General features: G+C 42.8%; 9 protein-coding genes. 2 read left to right on the top strand and 7 right to left on the bottom strand.

All coding sequences use genetic code 11. From position 1 onward, the window contains the following. Window position 1 precedes the first annotated feature (1 nt). The 3 genes from ccpM to MHI51_RS09580 form a co-directional block, all read right to left on the bottom strand. Window positions 2-1,459 carry a Cys-rich peptide radical SAM maturase CcpM gene (gene ccpM / locus MHI51_RS09590; RefSeq protein WP_218640429.1) on the bottom strand — a complete coding sequence of 486 codons (1,458 nt, stop codon included), beginning with the start codon at window positions 1,457-1,459 and terminating at the stop codon, window positions 2-4. Between the two features lie 40 nt (window positions 1,460-1,499). Further along, the gene (locus MHI51_RS09585; RefSeq protein WP_036684027.1) at window positions 1,500-1,679 is read right to left on the bottom strand and encodes a CLI_3235 family bacteriocin precursor; all 180 of its coding nucleotides are present in this window, start codon (window positions 1,677-1,679) and stop codon (window positions 1,500-1,502) included. A 77-nt stretch (window positions 1,680-1,756) separates the two neighbouring features. Further along, window positions 1,757-3,484, bottom strand: coding sequence for an ABC transporter ATP-binding protein (locus tag MHI51_RS09580; RefSeq protein WP_076219788.1), 1,728 nt, complete (start codon window positions 3,482-3,484; stop codon window positions 1,757-1,759). 182 nt (window positions 3,485-3,666) lie between these two features. Between MHI51_RS09580 and MHI51_RS09575 the strand changes: the two genes are divergently transcribed. Together MHI51_RS09575 and MHI51_RS09570 are read left to right on the top strand one after the other, a co-directional pair. Continuing rightward, window positions 3,667-4,416: a LytTR family DNA-binding domain-containing protein gene (locus MHI51_RS09575; RefSeq protein ID WP_076219787.1), complete on the top strand. Its 750-nt coding sequence runs from the start codon at window positions 3,667-3,669 to the stop codon at window positions 4,414-4,416. Then, window positions 4,413-5,204: a sensor histidine kinase gene (locus MHI51_RS09570; protein ID WP_081387445.1), complete on the top strand. Its 792-nt coding sequence runs from the start codon at window positions 4,413-4,415 to the stop codon at window positions 5,202-5,204. The genes MHI51_RS09575 and MHI51_RS09570 overlap by 4 nt, the downstream gene beginning before the upstream one ends. 66 nt (window positions 5,205-5,270) lie before the next feature. Here the strand turns inward: MHI51_RS09570 and MHI51_RS09565 are convergent, their stop codons facing one another. From MHI51_RS09565 to MHI51_RS09550, 4 genes are all read right to left on the bottom strand, one after another. Then, window positions 5,271-7,352, bottom strand: coding sequence for a glycoside hydrolase family 36 protein (locus MHI51_RS09565; protein WP_076276446.1), 2,082 nt, complete (start codon window positions 7,350-7,352; stop codon window positions 5,271-5,273). 130 nt (window positions 7,353-7,482) lie between these two features. After that, entirely contained in the window at window positions 7,483-8,793 is a 1,311-nt protein-coding gene (locus MHI51_RS09560; RefSeq protein WP_076220100.1) for an ABC transporter substrate-binding protein, read from the bottom strand. Window positions 8,794-8,914: 121 nt separating this feature from the next. Then, a complete protein-coding gene (locus tag MHI51_RS09555) occupies window positions 8,915-10,561 on the bottom strand; it encodes a response regulator (RefSeq protein ID WP_076276436.1) in 1,647 nt (548 codons plus the stop codon). Beyond that, window positions 10,554-12,416 carry a sensor histidine kinase gene (locus MHI51_RS09550; RefSeq protein WP_341004247.1) on the bottom strand — a complete coding sequence of 621 codons (1,863 nt, stop codon included), beginning with the start codon at window positions 12,414-12,416 and terminating at the stop codon, window positions 10,554-10,556. The genes MHI51_RS09555 and MHI51_RS09550 overlap by 8 nt, the downstream gene beginning before the upstream one ends. Window positions 12,417-12,450: the final 34 nt, after the last annotated feature.

The raw sequence follows: 12,450 nt of genomic DNA, 5'->3' as shown, positions 1-12,450 counted from the left end.
ATTACACTTTTTCTTTATCAAAGTCGTAGCCTAACTCTCTTAGAACGCAATAATCTTTAAACAAACTCTCAGTGTTTTCTCTAACTTTATTGCAGATACTTAACTTTTTGGCAGCAGAAAACTCACTGATATCATCGGCGGCCATTGCACAAGAAGTGCAATATCTAAAGGCCCAGCACTCTTTGCATTCTTTCTCCGTTATTGTTCCAATGTTTAGTATGTTCCGGATATTATTTAATTCAAAGCCTGTATCTATATGCCCAATCCTCATTACACTAGATGCTTCACTAACTCTTTCACAGGGATACAGAGCACCATCAGCATTCACAAACAATCGTTGTACTCCTGGAACACACGGTCCGGAATGATGATCTTTTTTTACATCATAGAAAGAGATTCTAAGCCTGTTATGGACATTCTCCTGGATTTGATCAAAGCTTTCCATCACCAGCTTGGATACATCCTTTTTCTTAAGCCTATCAAATTTATAAAGAAATAATTTGAAAACTTCGTAATTATACATCTTGATAAAACTGTCATTGATCAAGGACTCACTTTTTTTGTAGCTACTTGCTATATCACTTGCCATAACAGCAAAGTCTTTTACGGTCTCATAGTTGGAAAAAAAGTTTGTGGAACAGCTAAAATCCGAATTCGGATCAATTACTGCATTGAACATCACTTTATTAACATAGTCTGGTGTTTTGTTTTTGATATTTTCAATATTATCCATAATAGTCTGAAAACTGCCTTTATTATTTACCGCAAAAACTCGGTTTCTATCATGCGCGACTTCATCGCCGTCCAGGCTGATCGTTAAATTAAAATCATTAGAAGATAAGAACTCTAAGGTTTCGTCGGTAATTAGAGTTGCATTTGTAGTAAGGTTAAACGTTAGTTCTTTGCCCTCACTTTGTTCTCTGGCATAAGCAACACAAGCTTTTATTAAGTCCATTTCCAGTAAGGGCTCTCCTCCATAAAATCCAATATTAATAATTGGAGAATCTACGGAGTGCTCAATCAAAAACTTAATTGCTTTCAAAGCAACCTCTTTTTTCATTCTCTTATTGGTATGTACTCTGTGTAAGTAGCTCCCTGAATACGCGCAATAGCTGCATCTTAAATTACAGTTTTGCGTGATCTGCAAAGTTATCGAGCCAACGCTTCTGCTTAAATTGTGCTGCAAAGAGTCGCTCATGGGATGAATCATCTCAAAATCCTGTTTCTCCGCCAAAAAACCGGAATCAAATAAGTTTTGAATCTCCGGTTCCACTTGTTCAAAGTTTGAATTTCTATAGTTCAACAAAGCCTGATAAGATCTTTCATTTAATTTAAGAAATGTATTTGCATTCGCATCGAACATATATTTTCCCGTTACCGTTTCAAATAAATGAAATACTGGCATCTGAACTCCCCCCACTCTAAAAGTGAAGCAGGACAGCTTTTTTAATAAAGCCATTTAGCCATCCTGCTCTTAGCTATACTTAAGATTGCACTTACTACCCGATTCCAATAGCAGTCATCTTCATGGAGTTACCAGTATAGGTTACTTGTTTCATGGCTGCTTTGTTTGATCCGCTGGCATTGCATGTACATGCATAACAAGGACATGCACTGCAAGCTGCATATGCCTCCAACGTTTCATAATTTGCATTTGTTCTTTTTACAAGTTGTTTCATATGCCTATTCCTCCTTTCAAATCGTATTTATCTAAATATCAATATTTGATATTTAAATCACTCGAAGGGTAAACCCATTAAACGAATTGATGCTGTTGTGTGATGCGCCGATACCTTTCATTTGTATAAGACAACTTCTCATGAAGTCCAATAGCGGAGACCTGACCTTTTTCTAAAAAGATTACTCTATCCACATGCTTCAGAATTTCCGGCCTATGACTGACTATAATCACTGTATTGTTACTGAGTGCTGTATCTAATAGATGGTTGATGGCTTGTTCAGAGTGAAGATCAAGGTTGGAGGTCGCTTCATCAAAAATCACCATAGGCCTGCTTTTTATTAATGCTCTGGCTATCGCGATTTTTTGTTTTTGTCCACCGGACAACTTGTTCCCATTAGAACCTACGACATAATCCTCAAACCGGCTTGTATCCTTCTCTAAGAATTGGGTAGCCTCAATAGCCTGTCTATACTGCTCCTCATGGTTTTCACTGTAAAGTTTTATGTTATTTTCGATGGTTGTGTCAAAAAGATATATCTCTTGACTAACAGTCGAAATTAATTCCCGATATTCATTCAAATTAATAGCCTTAATATCCACTCCATCAAATAAAATTTGTCCTGTAAGTGGTTCGTAAAACCTCTGGATTAAATTTAGGATTGTAGACTTCCCCGAACCATTCATTCCTACAATGGCCACTTTCTCATGGCTGCCAATCGTGAAATTCACATTTGACAAGATCAGTTCAGTATCATATGCAAAGCTTACATTCTCAAACTGAATGCTCCCAAAAGGGTTGAGTAGCTTCACATCATAGTTGGCGGATTCTACATCACAAGCTTCGATTTCTTCCTCAAGCAATGAATAATACCTTCGGGCAGAAGGCATTATTCCCGACAATAAGTATCCAATATTCAACATCGATGAGATAGGAGTGGTCACATAAGCGCTATAGGTAATAAATGCAAATATACTTCCTACCGAAAGCTTTGAATCTAATATCATCGTCGATCCAGAAGCATATATAAGAAGAACTAGTCCTCCAATTAGAAATCTCTCCACAGTAATCCGCCAATTATCCAATAAACTGATTCCCATATGGGAGGTTATTACTTGATTTTGCTTGTCTGCAAATTCTTTTTCTTTGAAAATGAATAAATTAAAAAGCCTTGTTTCCTTCACACCGTTCAAACTATCCTCAAACCAATGCGAATATTCTCCATCCTTCGTGATGTATTTCTCCGCAAGAGACTTTCTTTTTTTAGCAAACGATTTCAAAATTAAATATTCTATAGGGATTAAAAAAAGCACAATGAGTGTAAGTTCCCAACTTATGATAAAAAGTCCAATAACTCCTCCTACCAAACTAAAACACTGACTAACAATAAAAAGCATGCTACCATCCGTTATTTGCGAAATATTCGATATATCGGTGCTAACGCGATTTAAAATTTCACTGCAGTTTTTATCAGTGAAATATTTCACTTTTACTTTCATAAGTCGATTAAATGCAGCTTTATGCAAGGAGTAGATAATATTTGAAGCTATTTTTATTCTTCGTTTTTCTTTGAGCAAATCTAAAAAGCTACTGAACATTGACAAAAGAAAGATGTAGATTGCCGTTGAAATAATGATTCTAACATCTGATTTCATAAATCCTTCATCAATAATAATTTTGTTGAACATCGGCAAAATGGAACTAATCAAAGTAGAAAATATTAAGAGCAGAAAAATAAAACATAAATTCTTTTTATGCGGTTTAAATAATCCGATAAGTTTTTTAAGGGTATCCTTATCATTCATAGAATATATCCTCTTCTACTTTCAAGCTTCGGTTTGACATTGATAACGCTATCAATATATCATATAAAAGAATATTTGGGGTAATTTGGTAGCTAATGGTTGGAATAGGAGGCTGAATGACGTTTCGTGTCAGGTTTTGGTATCTCTGAAGATTAACAAATTAAATTATGGGGGGAATGGCTTTGTTACGCATAGCCGTATGCGATGACGAGAAAAAGGAACACGATTTGCTAAAGGAATATCTCCCAAGACTTATGAAAAGCACGGCTTACTCTTTCGAGACTCAATATTTTACCTGCGGTGAGGAATTGCTTCACTATTATAATCAACAGAGTAGTTATCCTTTTCATATACTTCTAATGGATATTGAACTGAGAGGATTAAATGGAATCGAGGTTGCAAAAAAAATCCGTGCATTTCCGGATCGAGAGGTTCAAATTATATTCTTGACAAACTATCCGCAGTACGTAATGAGCAGCTTTGATGTGCAACCCTTCCATTATTTGATTAAACCGGTAGACTATGAGTGTTTAGAGGCAAAGATAATAAAGCTATGTAACTATATCGTTTCTTCGGTAAATAGGTTTCTAATGATTAAAACTGAAGATGGACATATGGTGATCAAAAATTCTGACATTATTGCGATTGTTAAAATCAAACATTCCTTGGCTAAAAACCGGCTAAAGATCATTACCTCAACGCAGCATTACATAATTTCAGGTACAATTTCAGAATATATAAGTAAACTAAACCGTCCATTTATGCTTATTCATCGTTCCGTTATTGTTAATCTAGAACATGTCCATAAGTTTACAGCTACTTCCGTAGTCATGCACAATCAAGAGCAGTTTCCTATTGGCCGTACTCAGGCAAAAGAGGTTAAAGAAGCCTACGCCTATTATATGATTGCACAATTCAAAGAACGAGGATGACTCTTTATCTATCAATGGTCATCGTGATGTTGCTTATTCTGCTAATTAGAGAAACCATCCTTTTATTCGGTAAAATTAATGAAAACACCAAACTGACTAAAGAGAATCTGCAATTACATAAACAGATGGATTATCAACACATCAGCTATGAAAAAACCGCACATTCCCTTACAAGCATCAAACAAGTTATCCATGATACGAACAAGCAATTGGTATATGTCCGGACTTGTATTCAGAACAATGAGATTCAGGAATCTATCCATCATATCAATTCAATGCTCGGTCAAATTCATCAGCCTTCTCCAAAACTATCAACAGGTAATTTGGTAATTGATTCTTTAATTGGCAACGCGCTAAATATTGCTTGTGAACACAAAATTGCTATGAAGTATGATATTCATATACACGCCGAAGCTATTGATATTGATCGGTTTGACTTATGTACCGTAATCGGGAATGTGCTAGATAATGCTCTAAACGCCGCTGCAAGAGTTCCCAAAAAAGAAGATAGATTCATTCAGCTGCTAATTTTCACTACCGATACTTCATTGTTTATCCAAGTCACCAACTCACGGAACAATTATAGTACTATAGTGCAGCATAATTTTAAAGAGAATCCCGCTTTTCACGGATTCGGCTTAACAAATATTCAAAGTGTCACCGAAAAATACGGAGGTCATCTGGTTACCAACGCTCAAAATAATGAATTCGAAACGATCATTGTATTGCCTTTTCTAAATATACTTTCAGCAGCTAGGCCAAACCTGACCGAAGTAGAAAGGCAGTGAAAAAAGCCAAGTTACAGCAACCGCTCCCCAACAGTAGACTGAAGGGGAGCAGGCCCGCTGCAAGCTTTACGAAGTAATCTCAAACAATCTCGCTGTTTTTCCTGGTGGGAGCGCCACCGTCAAAACCCCTGCCGATTTATCCCAATTCCAGGTTGAGCTATGCTGCTGAGGATAGGCACAGGCGATCGCTGGTTCAAGTCCCTTCAGCTCTTCTATCGGCAATTGGACATTTGCAGCTTCTCCGGCAATCCGCCATACCGCGACATACCGTCGTTCGCCGCGCCGCAGGCCAAGGCTGACCCATTCGCCCTCACTGTCCGGCAGGCCGAGTGGCCAGAAAGGTGTGGCGTGTGGGATATCACTGCGAATGGTTTTGTAATAATCCAGCGCTTCTTTAACTAGACTTCTGCGGTGGGGTTCAAGCTCCGCCAAATGACCGCTCTGGTGTACACGAAGCAACAGCGCATTAACCATATTGAAGATGACTTCCTCATCGTCCCCCTCGCGCAGCGGATAAGACCAAACTGCGGACTGCTCCGGTGTCAGTGCTGCCGGAGAACCTGCGGCAATGGCCGCATACTGTACATAATCCTCCTGGTCGCTAGTTGACTGGATGCTGTGTCGGCTGAGCATCGCATAATCCATGCGCATTCCCCCGCTGGAACAGTTCTCGATAACAAGCTTCGGATAACGAACAAAGATACTGTCCAACCAAGCCAGATAAGCGCGGTTATGCTGTAGCAGCCCATCTCCGAAGCTGTCCGCATCCGTTTCTGTCCCAATGCCTGCATTGATGTTGTAATCCATTTTAATGTATCCTACACCGTACTGCTCAACCAAACGCGCAATAACACCGTTTGCATGATCAATGACTTTCGGGTTGCGGTAATCTAGCTGATAGCGGCTACGGTCCTTAACCCTTTTACCATGCCGCATGAAAAACCAGCTGTCATCAGTCTCCGCAAGCTTCGGGCTGTTGATGCCCATAACCTCCAGCTCAAGCCATAGTCCGGGAATCATCCCTTTGCTGCGGATATAGTCGAGCACATATTTAATTCCTTCCGGAAACCGTTCGCTGGAAGGCTCCCACTGGCCTACACCATCCCACCACTCTCCGGGTGCATACCAGCCAGCATCAATACAGAAATATTCACAACCTACTTCTGCGGCAGCATCAATTAAAGGCAGTAGCTTCTCAGTCGTTGGGCTTCCCCATAGGCAATTCATATAGTCATTAAAAATAATCCGCAACAGCTCATTATCCTCATTAGGTCTGCGGATCATCCGGCGATATGACGTAAGCTGTTCAGCCGCGCCCTGGAATCCTCCCTGCACAGCACCCACGGCTACCGGCACCGAGGTAAACTCTTCACCGGGAGCTAGCTTCAGCCACCAATGGTTGTCATGTTCTGTAGGTCCGCTGACCAGCAGTGTAAGCTGATCGTATTGATCCGTCAGCTCCCAATGCCAGGAGCCGTTATGCTCAATCTGCCAGAACAGGCTTGTCCCGCTCTCCTTATTATGCAAAACCGCCATCGGCAGAAGTTCCGCTGCTGACCAAGAGCCTGTATTGCTTGCGGCAATTCGTTTGGAGCCACGGTCTGCCAAATGATACATTCCGAGCTCAGGCAGGCGGTAGGTCCGCCACTGAAGTTCACTCTGCCATCCGCTGTGAGCAAGGGATACTTCAATCTTATCATTGCGCTCCCCGCCTCCCTCTTTGTCTACACCTGTAAGAGCAAAGGAGGAGATGTATTCCACTGCCACCTCAGCTTCTCCAGCATTCTTTAGCACTGTCCAGCTTCGAACGATTTGCACACCCTTGTAGAACTGAAAATGCTGCACTGCCTGGATTCCCGAAATCGGATCAGCCAAGCTAAACTCCAGTTTACGTCCGAGCGCATTCACTTTATCGCTGTGCCCCGCATATACCATCCGAAGACCCGGATAGGATGCTCGGTGTGTACGCCCGTGATATTCGGCGCGGTCTTCGCCCGATAATTGCAGCTCCAGCAGCCGGAAGCCTTGCTTGTTCTTATCCGCTATGGCTGCTTCCAAAGGTGCCGCTCCAAAATGCAACAGCCGAACATCCTGATCTTCCGTAACTTCAATCGTAAGATATAGTCCATTTTCAATGATTTCAATCATTTTGCTATTCACAATAATGTACCTCCTGACTTTGTCTCAGTATCTTCTTATGATTATATAACATGTAAAAAAGGGACGGTTCTCCAGTAAGTGAATCTTACCTTGGAGCCCGCCCCTGATCTGAACCTAATTATTCTGCCGATCCGAATTGAATCCAAGCTTTTTGAATTTCATCGATAGCTTGATCCTTAGTTTTGCTGCCGCCGATGTAAGCCTGCATGAGCTCACCAAATTTTTGGTGGAAGGTATCCAGAGAGTAGTTCACGGACAGGTCGCCGGATTTCTCTGTTTTGAGGATTTCTTCCATTTCTTTTGGCATTTGCAGGTCAGGCATAGGAGCATCCTTAATTGGAGGAATAACCTTAGCTACTGTAGAGAACCAGTTCTTACCGTATTCAGAAGTATACAGCCAGTTGAAGAATTCAATAGTCTCAGCAGCTACAGCAGAATCCTTATTGATACGCAGGGCTTGATCCGCACCAGTAATGATCTGGGACTGTTCAGCCTTGTCGCTGACTGGGTAACCCATAATACCCAGGTCGAAGTCCGGTGTAATTTTCTTAATGGCTTCTTCATCCCATGCGCCTTTACCCGTCATGAACGCTGTTTTGCCGGATGCAAAGTCGCTGACTTCAGCATTGCTGTCCCGTTCAAGCGGTTTGTCTGTGCCATGTTTAACAGTGGTATCAACGAAGGTGAAGAAGTTATTGTACAGCACCGGGTGATCCTTGATCGTGGTTTTTCCGGCAATAAAATCGTTTACTAGTGTCTTAGCATCCGTACCTGCATCTTGGGCTGCCGCATCTACGAAGTGTTGGAAGATGTGTTTCCATACCCACCACTCTTTATAAGCGTTGGCAAAAGGTGTAATGCCTTTAGCTTCAAGCTTAGTAATCGCATCGTCCATTTGGGCTGTTGTCTTAGGAACTTCTGTAATCCCAGCGTCAGCCAACAGTTTCTTATTGTACATCAGGACGAATAGATTTCCTTTTACCGGAAGACCGAGCACTTTACCGTCCGAAGAACTCATGTTAGAACGCACTGCATCGGTCATCGCCGCAGCCAGTGGCTCCTTAGTTAGGTCAGCACTATACTCCGCAAAGGTATCAATATCTCCGCCCGCTGTGGTCTGGAATACGTCAGGTGTACTTCCCGCAGCAATCTTCGATTTGAGCACCGTATTGTAGTCAGCCTGCATAATCTCCAGATTAATCGTCACATTCGGTTTAACTTTCTTGTACTCGGCAATATAAGCGTTAAAAGCATCAGTGTACTCGGGTGATGCGGTGAACATATTAATCGTGACCGGCTTGCCAGAATCTGTGGCAGGAGTATTCCCTGTTCCGCTATTGTTAGCGGCATTGTTGTTTCCGCCGCAACCCGCCAGTAATCCGCCGACGAGCAGCAGACTCGCAGATAAAGCCATAAATCTTTTTAACATGATGTTGCCCCCTTTTCCTATGCATCTAGTGGTCTTGAGACAATTCTAAAGAAAAAGAAAAAGGATAAGAATGTACATAAGTGAACTTATTAGGGTAAAAAAGTGTGTTCATGTAACCGCTTCACTCCTCCCCGTTCAATAGCAGAACCCGATATTCAGAAGGTGAACAGTCATAATAATTCCGGAACGCCTTGCTGAAATAATTTTTGTCCTTGTATCCCAACATCTCGGAAATGTCTTGGATTTTCAAGTCGGGGGTGGATAGCAGCTCCTTTGCCTTGTCCATTCTTACCTTTTGTACATACTCATGTATGCCATAACCATATTGCCCTTTAAAAAGTTTCATCAAGTATTCTCTGCTCAGGAAATATTTATCCGTGAACATCGATATTTTAATATTCTCAAAATAGTGATTATCAATGTATGCTTTAATATTTTCCAGTACGCTGGGGCGATTGCCAGCAAGGCTTTTGCTGATTTCATTGCCATAGCAATCTAGAATCCCGCTCAGCACCCGCTCAAATTCGCCAAAGGAAGCAAAATCGCTCCCGATGCCTAACCCACGCAATCCTTTATCTTTACCACCACGGATACGTTCGGGGATCGCATCCAGCTCCGTGGCAATATCGTTCAGCAAAATAATAAATTCCTCTATCTGCCGGTCAGCCTCGCCCAGATTAAAACGTCCGGAAGCCTCCCATTTCTTAGTGAATCCGCTTAAAATACTTTTGGCATGATTGATATTCCCGCTCTCCAGTGCGTTGCGAATCAAGGGCATGCGCCCCGTCAAGGAAGGATTATCTTTTCCCTGGGAAGTATCGTTGCTGCTATTTGTGACAATCGCTCCCTTCAGCGTCAGGAGGTCAATCCCGTCGAGAGAGGCTTTGGCAGTCTCATAGGATTGAGCAAGCGCCATGATGTCACCATAGGGCTGTCCGATTCCTCCGGCAACAACAATTCCAAATAGCTCTTTCAGCGTCGAGACTAACTTCTTCATATGATGTAAAGAGCGGAAAGTTGCGTCCTCCTCATAGCCGCCTTTCATCGTGAAGATGGCGATAAACTCGCGTTCTCCCTTATGGCTGGCGAAGCTGAAGGCCTGAAAATGCTCATCGCTATTCTCATTAATCACATTTGTGACGGCAAAATGAAGCAAATCCCGGTCCTCATGGAAGCGATTACGACGTACTTGTTCCAAATTGAGCACCCGCAGTACACCCGCAGCAAAATAGTTTCCGGTCGTATCGGCGCCGATCAACGGCAGAAAAGCCTCGTTGGACTGATTTTTGAAGCTGCGCTCAATGATCGACAGATAGATTTTCTCTTTTAGCTTCGGCAGAGACATGTTGAGCGTAATGTTCCTGTTGATGAACTCGCTTTCTTTCTTGCGTTTAGCCTCCAGCACATCGATAGCTTTACGTAAGGCCGCATTCAAATCCCCCCGGTTGACCGGCTTCAGCAAATAATCAACTACCTTAGAACGGATAGCCTGGCGGGTATATTCAAAATCATTGTAGCCGCTGATTACAATCGTCAGCAGTTCCGGGAACTCCTTCTCCACGATCTGCAGCAGCTCACTTCCGTTCAGCTCCGGCATCTTCATGTCGACCAATACGAGATCGATCTTTTGCTCACGCAGCATGGCTAGGCCCATACTTCCATCCGTAGCCTCCAGTACCTGATCGACACCTAGTCCTTTCCAGTCTCCCAGGATGTTGATCGCCTCACGCAACGGTTCCTCATCATCTATAATCAATACTTTATACATGGTTAATCCCTCCCCGCGGTAACCGCATGTCCATCTTTGTTCCGCCAGCATCACTGGTAATGGCCAAACCCGCAGCCTCACCATACAAAAGCTTCAGCCGCGTGTTCAAATTTTTCAGTCCGATGCTTTCCGTGTCACTTTCAGCAGCGTTCTCTCCGCCCTGATCTTCCCACTGGATTTGAAGAGAACTTCTCACTTGCTCCAGCCGCTCCCCGCTAAACCCCGGCCCGTCATCCGTCACTGAAATAACCGTATGGCTGGGCGTCATATGCGCTTCAATGGTAATTGTGATCGTTGTGGACACTTTTTCCAGCGCGTGCTTGATGCAATTTTCTACCAGGGTCTGAATGGACAGCTTCGGAATTTCCAGCTCAAGCAAAGGGTCTTCCCACTGGTAGGCCACCTGCATTCTGTTTCCAAAACGGGCCTTCTGCAGCGCTAAATAACGCTCAATATGCTTTAATTCCTCTCTGGCATGAACCACATCTTTACCGCTAATGCAGTATCTCAGCGTCATAGCAAGATTATCGACCATATCGACAATATCATCATTGTTGTTTTTCAGCGCCTTGGTGGAAATGGCTTGCAGGGCATTATATAAGAAATGCGGATTGATCTCAGCTTCCAGTGCTTTGAGTACAGCATTTTTCTCGACAATTTTCATTTTGTACCGTTCATTGATCAGCTCATTCGTCTTTTCCACCATCTTATTGAAGTGGCGAGACAGATAGGCAATTTCATCCTTTCCTTCAACCTGTGCTTCAGCGTCAAAGCTGCCTGTACTGAACCGTTTCATCTGCAGCGACAGATTCTTTAGCGGGTTTGTTATTTTGTTCGAAATAAAGCTGACCAAGATGACCGAAACGATTAAAAATAACAGTCCTATGAAATAGTTCAATTTGCGTGTTGTCGTGGCCGCTTCATAAATTTCTTTGTAGGGAATCGGCTTAATCAGCTTCCAGCCTTCTTTTTTGCTGATGTCATAAATCACTAGATACTTCTCTTCTTTATCCGTCCACGTCACGCGTCCTCCTGAGGCTGGTGTCAGCTCCTTAAGCAGTCCCGCTTGTTCACTCTGTTGATAAAACCCGGGGTCATCCACCACAAAAGGTTCATTATCGGGACTGACGTACATTAGGTGCTGCCCTTTACTGAAGGGAATATCCTTCATAATCTCGTCCGTAACCGAGGAGTTGAAATAAAGGGAGAGCACCGCCTGCGGCTCCCTGGAGACTATGGAGCGCAGCAATCGATGGTAGCCCATGAAGCTTTTATCCTTATTTATAGGGTAGTCGGAGCTATTGATCATCGAGGATTGGTTTTTTACAAAAGACTGGTAAGAACGGTTAAACGGGCTGGCCAGCGCTTTTTTATACCAGGAAAGATTCTCAATCGACGGATGCTCGGCGACCCGCACGGTAATATTGTAGTTCTCTTTGGTGACATAATAATACTTGTGCTCCTTGATCACATACAGGTAGATAGCTTCCAGATCATTGCGGGAGAAGTACAGGTTCTTCAAGTAGTCCTCCACATACATCTTCGAGGCATAATCCTCCGATTCATGCAAAATCGCATAGGTGATCTCGTCATACGATATTTGCGGCAGGGATAATTGCTCGATGCCGTCCAAATAACTCTCCAGATTCCGGCCGACAAGCAACAGATTGTTGCTCGTACTGGCGATGCTGTTATCCACCGATTCTTTTCGCAGCATGCCGTATGAAATGAATGTCAGTGAGGTCACCACCAACACAATGATGATTGTAAACAGCAAAATAAGCTTGTTCGCCAACCTGCGTGAGACAAGCTCCAGCACGGGTTCAAACCGCTTTATGATCCACTTTTTAATAATGACCGGCAACCTCCTCCACGATTTACAGGCTTAA

The organism is Paenibacillus sp. FSL H8-0260 (assembly GCF_045040625.1).
Classification (GTDB): Bacteria; Bacillota; Bacilli; order Paenibacillales; family Paenibacillaceae; genus Paenibacillus_AQ; species Paenibacillus_AQ odorifer.
Note: the sequence above shows the minus strand (reverse complement) of the source record. Positions and strands in the feature narration are given on the sequence as shown.